Below are 17,483 nucleotides of genomic sequence, written 5' to 3'. Positions count from 1 at the left end.
TGCTCCCGGCGTGCCGGCCGGAAGCCCTCGTACTGGACGTACTCGGGTTTTCGGCCGGTGCGGCGAGAGTGCGTGCATGGCGTCGCGACGGGGCGAACCCTGGCCGCCGCGGCACTGGTGCCGCCCCTCCCCCTCTCTTCAAGGAGCGTTCCGTGAAGGATGCCTTCGGTGCCCCGCAGTCCCTGCTCGTCCTCGGCGGCACGTCGGAGATCGGGCTCGCCACCGCCCGCCGCCTGATCGCCCACCGCACCCGCACGGTCTGGCTGGCCGGCCGCCCCTCCCCCGCCCTGGACGCCGCCGCGGAGGACCTGCGCCACCGGGGGGCGGACGTGCGGACCGTGGCGTTCGACGCGCTGGACACCGAGTCCCACGAGACGGTCCTGGGCAAGATCTTCACCGAGGGCGACATCGACATGGTGCTCCTCGCCTTCGGCATCCCCGGTGACCAGGAGCGCGACGAGGAGGACCCGCTCGCCGCGGTCCGGGTCGCCCAGACGAACTACACCGGGGCCGTCTCCGCCGGTCTCGTGTGCGCCGGGGCGCTCCAGGCGCAGGGGCACGGCTCGCTGGTGGTGCTGTCCTCGGTGGCCGGTGAGCGGGCCCGGCGCGCGGACTTCATCTACGGGTCGAGCAAGGCGGGCCTCGACGTGTTCACCCAGGGCCTCGGGGACGCGCTGCACGGCACGGGGGTGCACGTGATGGTCGTCCGCCCGGGTCTCGTGGTCCCGGACGCGGCGGCGGTCCGGGGAGCCGGGGGGCCGCTCGCGACGGTCCCGTTCACCCGGGCGCCGCTGGTCACGACGCCGGGTGCGGTGGCGGACGCGATCGTGACCGGGCTGCGCCGGCGGTCGGAGACGGTGTGGGTGCCGGGGGCGCTGCGCGCGGTGATGTCGGCGCTGCGGCACATGCCGAGGCCGCTGTTCCGGCGCCTGCCGGTCTGACCCGCGCCGGGCGTCCTACGGGCGCAGGGACGAGGCGTCCAGGGAGCTGCCGCTCTGCGCGGGGACGGCGGGGCCGGTGCCGCCCGCTCCGAACGGGAACTCGTTGATCTTGCGCCAGACGCGGTCCGGGCCCTGTTCGTACAGGGCGAAGGAGCCGCAGATCCAGGACGCCTCGTAGTCGGCGAGCTCCGCGTACGCCCGGTCCATCGCCGCCTCGGGGATGTCGTGGGCAACGGTCACATGCGGGTGGTACGGGAAGTGCAGCTCGCGCACCAGGGGCCCGGAGGTGTCCCGTACCCGCTTCTGGAGCCAGGAGCAGGCCGAGGCGCCCTCGACGACCTGGACGAAGACGACCGGCGAGAGCGGGCGGAAGGTGCCCGTGCCGGACAGCCGCATCGGGAAGGGGCGGCCGCCGGCCGCGATCGAGGCGAGGTGCGCCTCGATCGCGGGCAGGTCGGCCGCTTCCGCCTCGGTCGGCGGCAGGAGGGTGACGTGGGTGGGAATGCCGTGTGCGGCAGGATCCCCGAAGCTCGCGCGCCGCTCCTGGAGCAGGCTGCCGTAGGGCTCCGGGACCGCGATCGAAACGCCGAGCGTTACGGTCCCCACGTCGTTCTCCTCAATCCTCGGTACACCTCGATGGACTGTTTTCAGCCACGGACAGCCGCAAGCTTCACGCCGCCAGTGTGCCGCCTGTGCGTGCCTCGCCGCCAGGGTCCTTGGACTCAGTGCTTGGCCGGCAGAAGACCCATCCGGTCGTAGGTGAGCGCCAGGGTCTCCGCCGCCACGGCCCGCGCCTTCTCGGCGCCCTCGGCCAGGATGGAGTCCAGCGTCTCGGTGTCGTCCAGGTATTCCTGCGTACGCGTGCGGAACGGTGTGACGAAGTCGACCACGACCTCGGCCAGGTCCGTCTTCAGCGCGCCGTAGCCCTTGCCCTCGTACTTCTGCTCCAGCTCCGCCACCGAGGCGTCGGTGAGCGCCGAGTAGATGGCGAGCAGGTTGCTGACGCCGGGCTTCTCGGCCAGGTCGAAGCGGATCACCGTGTCGGTGTCGGTGACGGCGCTCTTCACCTTCTTGGCTGTGGTCTTCGGCTCGTCCAGGAGGTTGATCAGACCCTTCGGGTTGGCCGTCGACTTGCTCATCTTCGAGGACGGGTCCTGGAGGTCGTAGATCTTCGCCGTCTCCTTGAGGATGTACGGGTCCGGGATCGTGAAGGTGTCGCCGTAGGTGGTGTTGAACCGCTCGGCGAGATCACGGGTCAGCTCCAGGTGCTGGCGCTGGTCCCCGCCCACCGGGACCTCGTCGGCCTGGTAGAGCAGGATGTCGGCGACCATCAGCATCGGGTAGGTGAAGAGGCCGACCGAGGTGCGGTCGGCGCTGTGCCGGGCGGACTTGTCCTTGAACTGCGTCATGCGGGACGCCTCGCCGAACCCGGCCAGGCAGTTCATGACCCAGCCCAGCTGGGCGTGCTCGGGCACATGGCTCTGGACGAACAGCGTGCAGCGCTCGGGGTCGAGCCCGGCGGCCAGCAGCTGGGCGACGGCGAGCCGGGTGTTGGCCCGCAGCTGCGCCGGGTCCTGGGCGACGGTGATCGCGTGCAGGTCGACCACCATGTAGAAGGCGTCGTGGGACTCCTGCAGGGCCACCCACTGGCGGACCGCGCCGAGGTAGTTGCCGAGGTGGAACGAGCCGGAGGTGGGCTGGATTCCGGAAAGCACACGGGGACGTTCAGAGGCCATGGGGTCATTGTCTCAGGTGCGCGGGTCTTCTCGGGCAGCCGGTGGAGGAAAGGTGTGAGGACGCCGGGCGGGAACCCGGGGACATGGCGCGGCCCGGCTCCTCAGGTCGGCTGCCCGCGGCCTACGGGGGACAGAACGACGCCTTTGAGGGCTTTGGCGACCTGCGGGGCGAACACGGCATACCTGACCCAGATGTACCAGTTGCCCGCAGCCACGATCGTGTGTCCGTACACCTCGCGCCTGCCGGCGATGGAGTTTCCGATGTCGTCACGGCTGAATCTGGCGGGGTCGAGTACGTGGATCTCGTTCTCCACCTCCGTGCCCATGATTTCGGCGACACAGTCGAGTCCCGAGCCGAAGTTGGCCCGCGCGCGACGGAGAAGCCTGCACTCAAGACCCCCGTCACCCATGGCCTCCATCACATCGTCCGCAGTGGCGAACACCGGCTCCGTGGGAACACTGCTGGGCATCGGGACGCGGGGACGGGAACTGTTCGTCTCCGTCGGCCCACAGGCAGTGAGGCCCGCGGCAAGGACGAGGGCCGCGAGAATGAAGCTCGTCTTCTTCATGTGCTCAGTCGTTCCCAGGGGGTGTCGGCGGCGGTCCGGGGCTGGGTGACGGCGTTCCTGGTTCGGGGTCACCGCTGCCGGTCCCTGTCGTGGGACCACCCGCCACGTAGACCGGCTCGATGGAGACATGGTGTCCGGCAGGTGTGTCCGACTCCAGTTGCCGGATCGCCTTGGCACGCTCTTCGTCGCTCAGCGCGTCCCAGGCCATCGCGTCGTCGAGGTGAGGCTCGAGCCTGTCCCAGTTCTCCCCCCGGACCTTGATGTCGGCCCCCCGGGCTCCGGACTCGTCACCGTACTGCTCGTTCCTCTCCCGGACGTCCGGGGTGTCCGCGGCATAGAGCGTGAACAGCTGCTTGTCGGTCTGAGCGCCGTAGGGCTGGTCCTGCAGCGCCTTGAGGTGATAGGCACTCAGCAGGACGTCCTCATCGGGATTCTCCTCGATGTACTTGGTGAGCTGAGAGTCGTTGAGGTCCCCGAGATATGTGCCGTCCGAGAGCGTGAACCGTTCCTGGTTGTTGTCGATGACCGCCCTCGCGGTCTCCAGCTTCATGTGCGTGATGCCAAGCGACTTGTCCGGTTTGACGGTCTGCTGGAGGGACCAGTCGAAGAACCGGCCGAACGAGCTGAGCGGCCCTCGCAGGCTGGGGTTGTGGTTCTGGTACCACTGCTGCTCCTGCCAGAGGATGGCGAGCAGCAGTTTTCTGCTCATGCCCGTCTCGCGGGCGGCTCTGTCCACCGCGGCCAGCTGGGCGGGCGACACGTTGACCGGGTGCAGCCCGTCCGTTCCACCGGCCAGACGCAGCGCAATGCTCAAGGGGCTGTCGCCGTCGAGTGCCTCCTTGACGAGCTCGGGGTCAGCGATTCCCGTGAGCCCTTCGACGGGGCGCAGGGCTCGCGCCGCATCGACATCGGCACGGCTCGCCTTCGCCAGGGCGTCCTCGATGATGCCCTGGGCGTGCAGCACTGGTTCCAGGTGCTCCGTGCTGCCCGGCGGTACGGCCACGGTCTCGGTCACCTGCACCCGCCCGCTGTCATCGACCTTCAGCTCATGGGTGCGGGCGTAGTCGAGGGCGCCGGTCAGGTCCCGCTGTGCGTCGGTGATGTCGTCGGCCAGGCGGTCGTAGACCCTTGCCATGGCGCACAGCGCCATGGACGCCGCTTCGTAGTCGTCGGCGTGCTTCACGAAACGGCCGCGTGCCGCGCGCCCGGTGTCCCCCACCCAGCACTGCCCGAGAGTGGAGGCGACTTCGTCCCGGGCGTAGGAGCTGATGCCTTCGCACTGCTTCGCGGCTGCGATTGCGTCGTCGGCGGCATCTCGCCACTTACCGGGTTGGGCGCTGCTCAGTTCGCTCACGGAAACCATCAGGCATCCTCCAGCCAGTCGGCCTGGGCCCTGAGCCGCTGGGCAAGGGAAACGTCCTCGCCGATCTGGCTGTCCATCGCCTTGGTCAAGGCGGCGGCAGCGCCCTCGACGAGGTCGCCGAGTCCGTGCAGATGCCTCTGCCAGGCAGCCACGCAGTCGTTGCTCGCGGCGCCGGCGAGCCAGCCGGAGTGCAGCTTCCCCACCGCTTCCGCGTCGTCGAGCTTCGACTTCTCACTGGCTTCGGAGCTCGTCGTGCGTATTCCGGATGCCTTGGTCCGTATCGGCTCGTCCGTCAGTCGTAAATCCGTGCCGGTCGTGTTCCAAGCGGTAAGGGGTCCGGACTCGGCAGAGGCAAGCCGCATCGGAGCCATCTGCTCGCGAGGCGCCGCATCCGCCTTGAGCCGCGCCCCGTCCTCCCTGAATGACATGCATCCCCCTTTGCATAAGCATCACCAACGCGGAGTGCGGTAACGCTACCCGCGCAGTCCGTTGGCGCAAGAAGCCTTTCGGCCTCGGGACTGCTCGGAGGCCCGGAAATCGGCCCACGCACCGCCTGCGTCCCGGCAGGGGAAGACGCGGGCGCGCCGCGAAGTGGAGGTTTCCTCGGCGGGGATCCGACCGACGATACAAAGTGGGCACACCCCCGCCCGCACCGCACGACGATCGGAGATCCCGTGTCGACCACGGAAAACGCCATCGCCTCCGCCGAGGCGCACAGCGCGCACAACTACCACCCGCTGCCCGTCGTCGTCGCCACGGCGGACGGGGCCTGGATGACCGATGTCGAGGGCCGGCGCTACCTCGACATGCTCGCCGGATACTCGGCGCTCAATTTCGGCCACGGCAACCGCCGGCTGCTCGACGCGGCGCGGGCGCAGCTGGAGCGGGTCACGCTCACCTCCCGGGCCTTCCACCACGACCGGTTCGCCGACTTCTGTACGCGCCTGGCGGAGCTGTGCGGCATGGAGATGGTGCTGCCGATGAACACCGGGGCGGAGGCCGTCGAGACGGCCGTGAAGACCGCCCGCAAGTGGGGCTACCGGGTCAAGGGCGTCCCGGACGGCATGGCGAAGATCATCGTCGCCGCCGGCAACTTCCACGGCCGGACGACGACGGTCATCAGCTTCTCCACGGACCCGGAGGCCCGCGCCGACTTCGGCCCGTACACCCCCGGTTTCGAGATCGTGCCGTACGGGGACCTCACCGCGATGCGCGAGGCCATGACGGAGAACACGGTGGCGGTGCTGATCGAGCCGATCCAGGGCGAGGCCGGCGTGCTGGTGCCGCCGCCGGGCTATCTCGCCGCGGTCCGGGAGCTGACCCGTGAGCGGGACGTGCTGTTCATCGCCGACGAGATCCAGTCGGGCCTGGGCCGGACGGGGAAGACCTTCGCCTGTGAGCACGAGGGCGTCGTGCCGGACATGTACCTCCTCGGCAAGGCGCTCGGCGGCGGGGTGGTGCCGGTGTCGGCCGTGGTGTCGTCGGCGGCGGTGCTCGGGGTGTACCGGCCCGGGGAGCACGGCTCGACGTTCGGCGGCAACCCGCTCGCCTGCGCGGTGGCGCTGGAGGTCATCGCGATGCTGGCCACCGGCGAGTACCAGCAGCGTGCCGCCGAGCTGGGCGACCACCTCCACCGGGAGTTGGGGCTGCTGGCGGGCGGGGGCGCGGTACGGGCGGTACGGGGGCGCGGGCTGTGGGCGGGCGTGGACATCGAGCCGGAGCTGGGGACGGGCCGGGAGATCTCCGAGAAGCTGATGGAGCGCCGGGTCCTGGTGAAGGACACCCACGGCTCGACGATCCGGATCGCACCGCCGCTGGTGATCGGCAAGGAGGACCTGGACTGGGGTCTTGAGCAGCTGCGCGAGGTCCTGCGCGGCTGAACCGGGGGCGGGCGCGGGCCCGCCCCTTACGTGAGCACCCGCAGCAGCGCCTCCAGCGCGCCCGTCCAGGCGCTGTCGGTCGGGGTGCCGTAGCCGATGACCAGCGCCTCGCGCTTCAGGTCGGCGTCCGGGTGGCGGAAGTAGGCCAGGCCCTCGACCACGAGGCCCTGCCAGGCCGCCGCCCGGATCACCTCGGCCTCGCTGCCCTCCGGCAGTTCCAGGACTGCGTGCAGCCCGGCGGCGATCCCACTGACCCGGATCTGTGGCGCACGTTCCGCCAGGGCCGCCACGAGCTGGTCGCGGCGGTTGCGGTAGCGCAGCCGCATGGACCGCACATGCCGGTCGTACGCGCCCGAGGCCATGAACTCCGCGAGCGTCAGCTGGTCCAGCGCGCTCGGTGCCCAGTCGCTGACGCCCTTCGCCTCGGCGATCCCGGCGGCCAGGGCTCGCGGCGCCACCATCCAGCCGAGCCGCAGCCCCGGCGCCAGGGACTTGCTGGCCGTGCCCAGGTACACGACGCGCTCCGGGTCCAGGCCCTGGAGGGCGCCGACCGGCTGGCGGTCGTAGCGGAACTCGCCGTCGTAGTCGTCCTCCAGGACCAGCCCGCCGGTGGACCGCGCCCAGTCGACCGCCGCCGCGCGACGGTCCGGGTGGAGCGGCACCCCCGTCGGGAACTGGTGCGCGGGTGTCAGCAGGACCGCGCCCGCGTTCCGCAGGGTGTGCAGTTCGCCGGTGCGGGTGCCGAGCTCGTCGAGCGGCAGGCAGGGGATGCGGAGCCCGGCGTCGGTGAGCAGGCGGGTGTGGACGTCCAGCCCGTACGACTCGACGGCCACCTCCCGCACCCGGCGCCCCCGCAGCACCTTGCCGAGCAGCATCAGGGCGTGCACGAAGCCGGAGCAGACCACGATCCGGTCCGGGTCGGCGTACACCCCGCGCGCCCGGGCCAGGTACTCGGCGAGGACGGTGCGCAGCTCGACCCGGCCGCGTGGGTCGCCGTAGCCGAAGGCGTCGTTCGGTGCGGCGGACAGGGCGCGCCGGGCGGCCTTCAGCCACTCGGCGCGCGGGAAGGTGGCCAGGTCGGGGGTGCCCGGCTTCAGGCTGTACGCGGGCGCGCCGCGCGGCGGCCTGGCGCGCGGGGCCCGGAGCGCCGTCGTGGGCCGGGGGGCGGCGCGGCGGGCCACCCGGGTGCCGGAGCCCTGACGGGCGGTGAGCCAGCCCTCGGCGACGAGCTCCGCGTAGGCGTCGGCGACGGTGTTGCGGGCGATGCCGAGGTCGGCGGCGAGGGTGCGGGAGGACGGCAGGCGGGTGCCGGGCGTCAGGCGGCCGGTGCGGACGGCCTCGCGCAGGGCGTCCATCAGGCCGGCCCGCAGCCCGGTCGAGCCGGTCGGGTCGAGGTGCAGATCGGCGCCGAAAGTGGCCCATGGATCTGTCATGGAAATGGACCATACCGCTGCGCCACTCTCCCCGTAGCGTTATGGCATGACGACGAACGAGAACAGCGACAGCACCTCCGGCTACTGCCCCGAGCACACCCCGCGCATGGTCTGGTCCGAGCACGCCCCCGACGTCTACAAGGCGATGGCCCGCCTGGACGCCGCCTCCCGCAAGGGCATCGACCCGGTGATCGCCGAGCTGGTGAAGATCCGCGCCTCGCAGATCAACCACTGCGCGTTCTGCCTGGACATGCACACCAAGGACGCGCTCGCCGCAGGCGAGTCGCTGGAGCGGATCATCCAGCTCAGCGCGTGGGAGGAGTCGCAGCACTTCTACACGCCGAAGGAGATCGCCGCGATCGAGCTGACCGAGGCGGTGACCGTGCTGACCGACGGCTTCGTCCCGGACGAGGTGTACGCGCGGGCCGCGAAGCACTTCGGCGAGGAGGAGCTGGCCCACCTCCTCGGCGCGATCATCACGATCAACGCCTGGAACCGGTTCCAGGTGTCCACGCGCATGGCGCCGGGCCACTACACGCCCGGCGACCACCGCTGAGCGTCACCGCGACCGCGTCCGGTCCGCGGGCCCCGCACCACGGCCGCGCCCCGGCGAGCCGCGCGGCCTCCGAGGACGGAACCACCACGCCCCCGGCAGCGCTACGGCTGCCGGGGGCGTGGTGCGTACCCCTTGGGGGGTGATGTCTCAGATGAGGCCGAGCGCGCGGACCGCGTCGCGCTCCTCGGTGAGCTCCTTCACCGAGGCGTCGATGCGCGCACGGGAGAACTCGTTGATGTCCAGGCCCTGGACGATCTTGTAGGTGCCGTTCTCGGTGGTGACCGGGAAGGACGAGATGATGCCCTCGGGCACGCCGTAGGAGCCGTCCGACGGGATGCCCATGGAGGTCCAGTCGCCCTCGGCGGTGCCGTTGACCCAGGTGTACACGTGGTCGATGGCGGCGTTGGCGGCGGAGGCGGCGGAGGACGCGCCACGGGCCTCGATGATCGCGGCGCCGCGCTTGGCGACGGTCGGGATGAAGGTGTCGGCCAGCCAGGCCTCGTCGTTGACGAGCTCGGCGGCGTTCTTGCCGGCGACCTCGGCGTGGAAGATGTCGGGGTACTGGGTGGCCGAGTGGTTGCCCCAGATCGTCAGCTTCTTGATGTCGGAGACGGCGGCACCGGTCTTGGCGGCCAGCTGCGAGATCGCGCGGTTGTGGTCCAGTCGGGTCATCGCGGTGAAGCGCTCGGCCGGGACGTCCGGGGCGGCGGCCTGCGCGATGAGCGCGTTGGTGTTGGCCGGGTTGCCGACGACGAGGACCTTGATGTCGTCCGCGGCGTTGTCGTTGATCGCCTTGCCCTGCGGCTTGAAGATGCCGCCGTTGGCGGAGAGCAGGTCGCCGCGCTCCATGCCCGCGGTGCGGGGGCGGGCGCCGACGAGCAGGGCGACGTTCGCGCCGTCGAAGCCGACGTTGGCGTCGTCGGTGATCTCGATGTTGCGCAGCAGCGGGAAGGCGCAGTCGTCGAGCTCCATCGCGGTGCCCTCGGCGGCCTTCAGCCCCTGGGGAATCTCCAGGAGACGCAGGTTGACCGGCACGTCCGGGCCGAGCAGGTGGCCGGAGGCGATGCGGAAGAGCAGCGCGTAGCCGATCTGGCCGGCTGCGCCGGTCACGGTGACATTCACGGGAGTGCGGGTCATGGCGATCTCCGTTAGACAGCTGGCGGTCCGGGCTCCTGGCCCCTGGTGCGGGACATCCCTGAATCTTGATGTGAAGAGATATCCGCCCGCCAGGCTATCCGACCCGGAACCCCGCGGCCGCCCGACCCCCGTTGCCTGACGATCACACAGTGGCGGAATGGTCACTTCCGTGCCACAGGCCACAGCCATCCCTTGAACGGGCGGGGGCACGTCGACAAGGCTGGACGCAGGCCGGGGCGAGGCCGCTCACGTCGCCGGGTCCGGAGCTTCTCGCTCCGGGTCGCCCCCGCCCCGGTGTCCGTCCCTTCTCGGGGGAGGGGACGGACACCGGTCCTTCCGTCGCAGGTCAGCGGACCGTGAAGTGGACCGCGTCCTCCAGGAACGGGATGTCCAGCCACGGCTGCGGCTGCGCGACCAGCGCGAGCAGCACGATGAGGGTGCCCAGCAGCCCGTACGTCACCAGGTCGGTGAAGCGGGACCGCACGGCGAGCATGCCCACCGAACGGACGACGAGGCGCAGGACCGCCCCCGCCACGAGGGCCACGCCGATCAGTATCGTGCCGACGCGGAAGGCCTCCTCGAAGGGATCGGCCGCCACGATCAGCAGCCCGATGCCGGCCATGCAGAGCACGGCGAGCAGCGGCCACTGCCGGGCCGGGGCGGGCGCGTCCCCGCCGGCCGCCCGTCCCCCGCCCTCGGGCCGCGCGGTGTCCCGCGTCAACGAGAACCGTCGCGCCCGGGCCGCGGCGGCGGGGTCGGTGCCGGGCGTCGCGGGCGCGGGAGCCGGCTCGCCGGTCCTGCCCTCGCCCGAGACGGTCGCGCCCGAGACGGTCGCGCCGGAGACGGTCGCGCTCGCGCCGGCCGCGGTCGCGCCCGTCCGAGTCACGCCGGTCCCGCTCGTCCCGGACACGGCCGGGGCGACCTCGGCCGCACCGGCCCCGGCCGCACCGGACACGCTCGCACCGGCCCCGGCCGTGCCGGACGCGCCCGCGCGGGCCTCCGCTTCCCGCTCCGCCGGGGCCCCGGACTCTTCGGCGGAGCCGGAGCCGTCGACCGGGCTGGTACCAGCACCCATGGGGTTCCTCCCGGACCTGGTCAGCCGGCGGAGACGGCCGCGGCGTCGCGTTCGGCGGCCTCGACCACGTTGACGAGCAGCTGGGCGCGGGTCATCGGGCCGACACCGCCCGGGTTCGGCGAGATCCAGGCGGCGACCTCGGCCACGCCCGGGTGGACGTCGCCGACGATCTTGCCGTTCTCGTCGCGGCTGACGCCCACGTCGAGGACCGCGGCCCCCGGCTTCACGTACTCCGGCTTGATGATGTGCGGCACACCCGCGGCGGCGACGATGATGTCGGCCTGCTTCAGGTGGGCGGCCAGGTCCCGCGTACCGGTGTGGCACTGGGTCACCGTGGCGTTCTCCGACTTGCGGGTGAGCAGCAGCGGGATGGACCGCCCGATGGTGACACCGCGTCCGACGACCACGACGTGCGCCCCGTTGATCTCCACGCCGTGGTGACGCAGCAGCTGGACGACGCCCTGCGGGGTGCACGGCAGCGGGCCCGTCTCGTTGAGCACGAGCCGGCCGAGGCTCATCGGGTGGAGGCCGTCGGCGTCCTTGGCCGGATCCATCAGTTCCAGGACGCGGTTGGTGTCGATTCCCTTGGGAAGGGGAAGCTGCACGATGTAACCCGTGCAGGCGGGGTCGGCGTTGAGTTCGCGGACGACCTCCTCGATTTCCTCCTGCGTCGCGGTGTCGGGGAGTTCGCGCTGGATGGAGCCGATGCCGACCTGCGCGCAGTCGCGGTGCTTGCCGTTCACGTACCACCTGCTGCCCGGGTCGTCCCCGACCAGCAGGGTTCCCAGGCCGGGCGTGACACCTCGGGCCTTGAGGGCCGCCACGCGGACGGTCAGATCGGACTTGATCGCGGCTGCGGTGGCCTTGCCATCGAGAATCTGGGCAGTCATGTGCCCATACTCGCGGATGACCCCACCCTGGGACCAATTCCGACCACGGCTCGGAAGGCCAGGTTGCACTTGCGCAACTTCTTCGGACGCGACTGGACAAACCCGCTTTCGGCCTGTCGACGACGCGGGCCGCAGGGCCGGCCCGGTCACGGCCGCCCGCGGCGGACGGCACACGAAGGGCCGGTCTCCCCGAACCCGCTCGGGGAGACCGGCCCTTCGCCGTACGGATCAGTGGAAGAAGTGCCGGGTGCCCGTGAAGTACATCGTGACGCCCGCCTTCTTCGCGGCCTCGACCACCAGCTCGTCGCGGACCGAACCGCCCGGCTGCGCCACGGCCCTGACGCCGGCCGCGGTCAGGATCTCCAGCCCGTCCGGGAAGGGGAAGAACGCGTCGGACGCCGCGTACGAACCGGCCGCCCGCTCCTCACCCGCGCGCTCGACGGCGAGCTTCGCGGAGTCGACCCGGTTGACCTGGCCCATGCCCACGCCGACCGAGGCGCCGTCCTTGGCGAGCAGGATCGCGTTGGACTTGACCGCGCGGCACGCCTTCCAGGCGAAGGCCAGCTCCTTCAGCTCGTCGGCGGACAGCGCGTCGCCCGTGGCGAGCGTCCAGTTGGCCGGGTCGTCGCCCTCGGCCTGGAGGCGGTCGGCGACCTGGAGCAGCGCGCCGCCGTCGATCGGCTTGATCTCGACCTCGGCGGCCGGGGCGTCGGGGCAGCGCAGCACGCGGATGTTCTTCTTGCGAGACAGGATCTCGACCGCGCCGTCCTCGTACGCCGGGGCGACGATGACCTCGGTGAAGATCTCCGCGACCTGCTCGGCCAGGGCCACGGTCACCGGACGGTTGACGGCGATGACACCGCCGTACGCCGAGACCGGGTCGCAGGCGTGGGCCTTGCGGTGGGCTTCGGCCACGTCCTCGCCGATCGCGATGCCGCACGGGTTGGCGTGCTTGATGATCGCGACGCACGGCTCGGCGTGGTCGTACGCGGCACGGCGGGCGGCGTCGGTGTCCGTGTAGTTGTTGTAGGACATCTCCTTGCCGTGCAGCTGCTCGGCCTCGGCGAGACCGCCCGTGCCGGAGGTGTAGAGCGCGGCGGGCTGGTGCGGGTTCTCGCCGTAGCGCAGGACGTTCTCGCGCGTGTACGTCGTACCGAGGAAGTCCGGGAAGCCCGAGTCGTCGGCGGCGGCGTAATCGGCGGCGAACCAGCCGGCGACGGCCACGTCGTAGGCGGCGGTGTGCTGGAAGGCCTCGGCGGCGAGCCGCTTGCGGGCGGTCAGGTCGAAGCCGCCCTCCTTGACCGCGGCGAGCACGTCGGCGTAACGCTCCGGGCTGGTGACGACGGCCACGGACGGGTGGTTCTTGGCGGCGGCGCGGACCATCGAGGGGCCGCCGATGTCGATCTGCTCGACGCACTCGTCGGCGGTGGCGCCGGAGGCGACGGTCTCCTTGAACGGGTAGAGGTTGACGACCACCAGGTCGAACGGCTCGACGCCCAGCTCGGCGAGCTGCTCACGGTGCGCCTCCAGGCGCAGGTCGGCGAGGATGCCGGCGTGGACGCGGGGGTGCAGCGTCTTGACGCGGCCGTCGAGGCACTCGGGGAAGCCCGTCAGCTCCTCGACCTTGGTGACCGGGACCCCGGCGGCGGCGATCCTTCCGGCGGTGGAGCCGGTGGAGACCAGCTCGACACCCGCCTCGTGCAGACCGCGGGCGAGGTCTTCGAGCCCCGTTTTGTCGTAGACGCTGACCAGGGCGCGGCGGATGGGCTTATTCACCGACATGACCGAGATGAACCTTTCGTCCCTCAATGCGATAGCCGTCGCGGGCGAGCCGCCCCACGGCCTCGACGAGCAGCTTGCGCTCGACTTCCTTGATGCGTTCGTGAAGGGCGGCTTCGCCCTCCGGGGTGTCCTCTTCGGTCACCTCGACCACGCCCTGCGCGATGATCGGACCGGTGTCGACGCCGTCGTCGACGAAGTGGACGGTGCACCCGGTGACCTTCACGCCGTACGCGAGCGCGTCACGCACGCCGTGGGCACCGGGAAAGCTGGGGAGCAGGGCGGGGTGGGTGTTGACGAACCGGCCGCCGAACCGGGCGAGGAACTCCTTGCCCACGATCTTCATGAACCCGGCGGACACGACGAGGTCCGGCCGGTGCGCGTCGGTGGCCTCGGCGAGCGCGGCGTCCCACTCCTCGCGCGAGGCGTGGTCCTTGACGCGGCACACGAAGGTGGGGAGCCCGGCACGCTCGGCGCGTTCCAGGCCGGCGATGCCGTCGCGGTCGGCGCCGACCGCGACGATCCGGGCGCCGAAGCCGTCGGGGTCGTCGCCGATCGCGTCGAGCAGGGCCTGGAGGTTCGTACCGGACCCGGAGACCAGGACGACCACACGGGCCGGGGCGGCGGAGGGAAGCGGGGAGGCCACGGCTGGGCCCTTTCTCGCGTGCGAGCGGTTCGAAGCGGCCGGCCCGCCACCACGGCACTGGGGCGACGGCATGCGATTTGTACGGTCGTACGAAAGAAGCGCGCTCCCCGATACGGGGAACTCTACGAACGGGCCGACCGTCAGCAACGATACCGGCACCTCGCCGGGCCCTTGCCTGACGGGGTGAGCGAGCCCCGGCCCGCCCGCCCGCGCGTACGAGCCGCGGCGCCCGCGCTCCCCGCTTTCGGCCCCTCCTCGCCGGAAGGTAGCGTCAGGGGCAGCGAACCGTCCGCCGGGCGGAAACGACGAGATGGGGAAGACGTTCACCACATGCCGGACCGACGCCGCACCGCCTTCCGCCAGCCGCTGCCCGAGCGGGCCACCCTGCTGATGCGCGAGCGCTCCTCTTCGTCTTCCTCCTCTTCCTCCGGCCCCTCCGACTCCTCCGGAGGTCCGCGGGACGACGACAACCCGTTCGCGCCGCCACCCGAGGACCGCCCCGACCAGCCCTGGCAGCCGCGCCACCCGTCCGGCGGCGGCAACGGCGACGACGGGAACGGCGGGGACCAGCCCGACGACGGGTCCTCCGACAGCCGGCCCGTCTGGGGCAGCCAGTGGAGCAGCAGGCAGCCGGGCCGCCAGAACGGCTCGTTCGGCGGCCGCCCTGCCGGACCGGGCGGACCGAGCGGGAAGGGCGGGCCGGACGGAGCCCCCGCGGGCCCGCGCTGGGACCCGACCGACCCCATCCAGCGCCGCGCCCGCTACGCGCTGCTCGCCGGCATGTGGGCCCTCTTCTTCGCGATCTTCGACTTCTCGGAGATCGCCCTGCTGCTCGGCGCCCTCGCCACGTACTGGGCGATCAGCGCGCTGCGGGCCAAGCCGAAGCAGCCGGCGCCGGGCGGCGCGGGTGCCGGCGTCGGTGCTGGTGCCGGCGCTGATGCCGGTTCTGGTGCCGGTTCTGGTGCCGGTACCGGTGCTGGTGCGGCCGGTGGAGCGGAGGGTTCCGGGGCGCCCGTGGCCGGGGCTCGGGGGCCTGCCGGGCAGGGTGGTACGGCCGCGCCGAACACCCTGGCCGCCCAGCGCGGGGGCCGGCAGCAGACCACGGCCGCGGTGAGCGGCCTGGTGACGGGCGTGATCGCGCTGGTCATCGTCGCGACGACGTTCACCGTGCAGATGGTCTACCGCGACTACTACACCTGCGTGAACGACGCCCTCACCAAGTCGGGCCAGCTGACCTGCAACGATCTGCTCCCGAAGCCGCTGGAACCCTTCTTCGGCGTCAAGCGGTAGCGGACGTCCCGGGGGACGCTTCCCGGGGCTCACCGGCTTCCCGCGCGTGCCAGGGATCGGTCGGCAGGAAGTCGTACCCGTCGAAGTCGGCCTCTTCTCCCCCGGTGGACGCCGGTACGGGGACGGGGGCGGCCGCCCCGTCGGGCTGTGGCTCCCGCTCACCGGCGGTGCGGCGGCCGTTCCGGGACCACCACCTGCGGCGGGGGCCGTCCGCGGGCTCGGCCGTCACCGGTTCGGCCGGCCGGGGAACGGGCGCGGCGGCCGTACGTTCCTTCCCGGCCTCCGCCTCGGTCTCCTCCCCCGTCAGTCCGCGCAGCCGCCAGGCCCGCAGCAGCAGGGCCGCCGGGACGCCGATGACGATCGTCCACGCCAGGGCCGCCGTCCCGGTGAGCCACCAGACCGGGCCGAAGTCCGCCAGGGCGTGCGTGCCGAGCGGGCCCCCGGCCGCCGCCGCCAGCAGCGCCGCGCCGATCCCGCAGCCGGCCGCGCCCAGTGCGGTGGTGAGCGCGGTCTCCCGCAGGCTCCACGCCTCCTCCCGTACGCCGTGGGCCGGCGCCGCCCTCCGTACGGTGAACCAGGCGACCGTGAGCGCCGCCGCCACCGGGACCGCCCCGGCCGCCCAGTTCTGGGGCGTGCCCGGGCCGTGGGCCGGCATGGCGGCCAGCAGCGGGAAGTCGGGGAGGGCCGGGGGGCCGGTGAAGGCGAGCGGGGTGACCGTCGACGCCGTACCGAGGGCGAAGCCCGGCCCGAGCCCGTACGACGCGCCCCACACCGCCGCGTTCGGCACCAGCCCCAGCGCCAGCAGGAGGACGGCGATGCGGCCTCCCCCGTCACCGGCGATCCGCAGGAAGGATTCCTGCACCGGTTCGCCGTGCCGGACCAGGGCCGACGCGACGACCAGGGCGCCACCGCCCAGCAGGACCGCCGTCCCGGCCATCGCCGACCGGCCCACCGCATCGGCCCGCCGCAGAAACCGGGTGCGCGCCATCGCCTCGTGCAGCCGCAACGGCGCCCAGGAGGGCGGCGGGCCGAGCGGGCGCCCGCAGGCCGTCCACACCCCGGCCGCGGCGGCGCCCGCCACGACGAAGGCGGCCGGAAAGAGCAGCGAGAGCGGGCGGGCGGACAGGGAGCCGTCCCGCGCGTAGAGGGCGACAGCCCCGCCGACCAGCAGATATCCACCCGTCACCGAGGCGAACGTACCCCCGGGCGACGGAGTGCCGCGCCCCTCGTCGGGCGCCGGCACACCCCTGGCCGCCCGGTGCACCAGCCACACCGGCAGGACGGCGAGCAGCAGCGGGACGACCCCCACGGGCGCCGGGGCCCCGGTCAGCGTCTCGGTCCTGATCAGTTCCGCGCCGTGCGCGAGCAGCCACACTCCCGCTGCCGCCTGGAACACCTCGCCGGGCCCGCTGTCCGGGGCCGGGGAACTGATCCAGAGGGCGGCGACGAGGACGGCCACGGATCCCAGGCCGAGCCCGGCCGCGACGGCCCCGCGCAGCATGGCCGGGACCAGCACGGCGGACCGCCCCTGCTCGGCCGACAACGACGGGCTGCGTTCGGTCACTTGGGTCACGCGGTCATGCTCCCAACGACACGCGCTTATTCCGTGTAACGGGCGAACGGCCGTGGTGTCGCTCAATATACGTTTATGTACTTTTTCACCCGGTGCAGGCCGTGCGGGCGGCCCGCATGACGCAGAGCACGTCCGGCACGGCCGCCACTCCTCCGCTCCCCTCGCCGAAGGAGCGGCGCAGGCTGCGGAAGGCGAAGTCGCTGACGGAGGAGCAGGTCGCGGCGTCCGTCGGCGTCAGCCGGGCGACTGTACGGGCCTGGGAAACGGGCCGTACCACCCCCCGCGGCCGCAAACGCGAGGCGTACGCCCGCCTGATCGGCACGGGTGCGGCGGGCGTCGCCACCCCGGCCCCGGGGAGCTTTTCGGCCCCGGAAAAGGCGGCTTCGGCTCCGGAAAAGGCATCGAACACCACGCCGAGGCCGATGGCCGGCCGGGCGGATTCGGTCCCTGCGGCCACCGGTGAGCGGGAAGAGGCGACCTCCCCGACCGCCGCCGGAGGGCCGGCTTCGGCGCCGGCGTCCGCCGAGAGGGCGGAGGCGATGCCCCCGTCCGCCGCCGGACGGGCGGCCCCCGCACCCGCGTCTGTCGTCGAGTCGGCCGGGGCGCCGACGCCCC

16 protein-coding genes and 1 pseudogene are annotated in these 17,483 nt (G+C 72.3%); 5 read left to right on the top strand and 12 right to left on the bottom strand.

The features are described from left to right. Positions 1–152: 152 nt before the first annotated feature. Entirely contained in the window at positions 153–941 is a 789-nt protein-coding gene (locus tag ABZ564_RS03755; protein ID WP_360848868.1) for a decaprenylphospho-beta-D-erythro-pentofuranosid-2-ulose 2-reductase, read from the top strand. A 15-nt stretch (positions 942–956) separates the two neighbouring features. Here ABZ564_RS03755 and ABZ564_RS03750 read toward each other — a convergent pair whose 3' ends face one another. From ABZ564_RS03750 to ABZ564_RS03730, 5 genes are all read right to left on the bottom strand, one after another. Continuing rightward, positions 957–1,547 (bottom strand): 2'-5' RNA ligase family protein, encoded by a 591-nt coding sequence (locus tag ABZ564_RS03750; RefSeq protein ID WP_360848865.1) that lies wholly within the window; start codon positions 1,545–1,547, stop codon positions 957–959. A gap of 116 nt (positions 1,548–1,663) precedes the next feature. Further along, on the bottom strand, positions 1,664–2,677 hold the full coding sequence (trpS, locus tag ABZ564_RS03745) for a tryptophan--tRNA ligase (RefSeq protein ID WP_360848862.1): 1,014 nt from the start codon (positions 2,675–2,677) through the stop codon (positions 1,664–1,666). 101 nt (positions 2,678–2,778) lie between these two features. Further along, positions 2,779–3,246: a hypothetical protein gene (locus ABZ564_RS03740; RefSeq protein ID WP_360848859.1), complete on the bottom strand. Its 468-nt coding sequence runs from the start codon at positions 3,244–3,246 to the stop codon at positions 2,779–2,781. 4 nt (positions 3,247–3,250) lie between these two features. Further along, positions 3,251–4,609: a hypothetical protein gene (locus tag ABZ564_RS03735; RefSeq protein ID WP_360848856.1), complete on the bottom strand. Its 1,359-nt coding sequence runs from the start codon at positions 4,607–4,609 to the stop codon at positions 3,251–3,253. Further along, positions 4,609–5,037, bottom strand: a complete 429-nt coding sequence (locus tag ABZ564_RS03730) for a hypothetical protein (RefSeq protein ID WP_360848853.1) — start codon at positions 5,035–5,037, stop codon at positions 4,609–4,611. The genes ABZ564_RS03735 and ABZ564_RS03730 overlap by 1 nt, the downstream gene beginning before the upstream one ends. 246 nt (positions 5,038–5,283) lie before the next feature. On the opposite strand from ABZ564_RS03730, the gene rocD reads away from it, so the two are divergent. Further along, positions 5,284–6,489 carry an ornithine--oxo-acid transaminase gene (gene rocD / locus ABZ564_RS03725; protein ID WP_360848850.1) on the top strand — a complete coding sequence of 402 codons (1,206 nt, stop codon included), beginning with the start codon at positions 5,284–5,286 and terminating at the stop codon, positions 6,487–6,489. Positions 6,490–6,515: 26 nt separating this feature from the next. Here rocD and ABZ564_RS03720 read toward each other — a convergent pair whose 3' ends face one another. Further along, positions 6,516–7,922, bottom strand: coding sequence for a PLP-dependent aminotransferase family protein (locus ABZ564_RS03720; RefSeq protein WP_360848847.1), 1,407 nt, complete (start codon positions 7,920–7,922; stop codon positions 6,516–6,518). A 46-nt stretch (positions 7,923–7,968) separates the two neighbouring features. Between ABZ564_RS03720 and ABZ564_RS03715 the strand changes: the two genes are divergently transcribed. Then, positions 7,969–8,478: a carboxymuconolactone decarboxylase family protein gene (locus ABZ564_RS03715; RefSeq protein ID WP_360848844.1), complete on the top strand. Its 510-nt coding sequence runs from the start codon at positions 7,969–7,971 to the stop codon at positions 8,476–8,478. Between the two features lie 147 nt (positions 8,479–8,625). Here ABZ564_RS03715 and ABZ564_RS03710 read toward each other — a convergent pair whose 3' ends face one another. The 5 genes from ABZ564_RS03710 to purN all read right to left on the bottom strand — a co-directional run bounded on the left by ABZ564_RS03710 (position 8,626) and on the right by purN (position 14,005). Further along, a complete protein-coding gene (locus ABZ564_RS03710) occupies positions 8,626–9,615 on the bottom strand; it encodes a malate dehydrogenase (RefSeq protein WP_360848841.1) in 990 nt (329 codons plus the stop codon). Positions 9,616–9,961: 346 nt separating this feature from the next. Beyond that, positions 9,962–10,690, bottom strand: a complete 729-nt coding sequence (locus ABZ564_RS03705) for a DUF3017 domain-containing protein (RefSeq protein WP_360848838.1) — start codon at positions 10,688–10,690, stop codon at positions 9,962–9,964. A gap of 20 nt (positions 10,691–10,710) precedes the next feature. Then, positions 10,711–11,580: a bifunctional methylenetetrahydrofolate dehydrogenase/methenyltetrahydrofolate cyclohydrolase gene (locus ABZ564_RS03700; RefSeq protein WP_360848835.1), complete on the bottom strand. Its 870-nt coding sequence runs from the start codon at positions 11,578–11,580 to the stop codon at positions 10,711–10,713. Positions 11,581–11,808: 228 nt separating this feature from the next. After that, positions 11,809–13,362: a bifunctional phosphoribosylaminoimidazolecarboxamide formyltransferase/IMP cyclohydrolase gene (gene purH, locus ABZ564_RS03695; RefSeq protein WP_360848832.1), complete on the bottom strand. Its 1,554-nt coding sequence runs from the start codon at positions 13,360–13,362 to the stop codon at positions 11,809–11,811. Then, positions 13,349–14,005, bottom strand: coding sequence for a phosphoribosylglycinamide formyltransferase (gene purN, locus ABZ564_RS03690; protein WP_360848829.1), 657 nt, complete (start codon positions 14,003–14,005; stop codon positions 13,349–13,351). The genes purH and purN overlap by 14 nt, the downstream gene beginning before the upstream one ends. A gap of 330 nt (positions 14,006–14,335) precedes the next feature. Here purN and ABZ564_RS03685 point away from each other — a divergent pair, with 330 nt between their 5' ends. After that, positions 14,336–15,295: a hypothetical protein gene (locus ABZ564_RS03685; RefSeq protein WP_360848826.1), complete on the top strand. Its 960-nt coding sequence runs from the start codon at positions 14,336–14,338 to the stop codon at positions 15,293–15,295. On the opposite strand, the gene ABZ564_RS03680 is transcribed toward ABZ564_RS03685, so the two are convergent. After that, positions 15,285–16,859 (bottom strand): DUF6350 family protein, encoded by a 1,575-nt coding sequence (locus ABZ564_RS03680; protein WP_360848911.1) that lies wholly within the window; start codon positions 16,857–16,859, stop codon positions 15,285–15,287. The genes ABZ564_RS03685 and ABZ564_RS03680 overlap by 11 nt on opposite strands. Before the next feature lie 125 nt (positions 16,860–16,984). Here ABZ564_RS03680 and ABZ564_RS03675 point away from each other — a divergent pair. Continuing rightward, positions 16,985–17,140 (top strand): annotated as a pseudogene (locus ABZ564_RS03675) (helix-turn-helix transcriptional regulator); the annotation flags it as partial. Positions 17,141–17,483 lie beyond the last annotated feature (343 nt).

The organism is Streptomyces sp. NPDC019224 (assembly GCF_040632605.1).
In the GTDB taxonomy this organism is placed as follows: domain Bacteria; phylum Actinomycetota; class Actinomycetes; order Streptomycetales; family Streptomycetaceae; genus Streptomyces.
This window is presented reverse-complemented; position numbering and strand designations above follow the sequence as displayed.

Excerpts from the sequence above, each read along its gene's own strand:
- trpS (WP_360848862.1), bottom strand. The coding sequence starts at position 2,677 with ATGGCCTCTGAACGTCCCCGTGTGCTTTCCGGAATCCAGCCCACCTCC.
- ABZ564_RS03740 (WP_360848859.1), bottom strand. The coding sequence starts at position 3,246 with ATGAAGAAGACGAGCTTCATTCTCGCGGCCCTCGTCCTTGCCGCGGGC.
- ABZ564_RS03735 (WP_360848856.1), bottom strand. The coding sequence starts at position 4,609 with ATGGTTTCCGTGAGCGAACTGAGCAGCGCCCAACCCGGTAAGTGGCGA.
- ABZ564_RS03730 (WP_360848853.1), bottom strand. The coding sequence starts at position 5,037 with ATGTCATTCAGGGAGGACGGGGCGCGGCTCAAGGCGGATGCGGCGCCT.
- ABZ564_RS03720 (WP_360848847.1), bottom strand. The coding sequence starts at position 7,922 with ATGACAGATCCATGGGCCACTTTCGGCGCCGATCTGCACCTCGACCCG.
- ABZ564_RS03715 (WP_360848844.1), top strand. The coding sequence starts at position 7,969 with ATGACGACGAACGAGAACAGCGACAGCACCTCCGGCTACTGCCCCGAG.
- ABZ564_RS03710 (WP_360848841.1), bottom strand. The coding sequence starts at position 9,615 with ATGACCCGCACTCCCGTGAATGTCACCGTGACCGGCGCAGCCGGCCAG.
- ABZ564_RS03705 (WP_360848838.1), bottom strand. The coding sequence starts at position 10,690 with ATGGGTGCTGGTACCAGCCCGGTCGACGGCTCCGGCTCCGCCGAAGAG.
- ABZ564_RS03700 (WP_360848835.1), bottom strand. The coding sequence starts at position 11,580 with ATGACTGCCCAGATTCTCGATGGCAAGGCCACCGCAGCCGCGATCAAG.
- purH (WP_360848832.1), bottom strand. The coding sequence starts at position 13,362 with ATGTCGGTGAATAAGCCCATCCGCCGCGCCCTGGTCAGCGTCTACGAC.
- ABZ564_RS03685 (WP_360848826.1), top strand. The coding sequence starts at position 14,336 with ATGCCGGACCGACGCCGCACCGCCTTCCGCCAGCCGCTGCCCGAGCGG.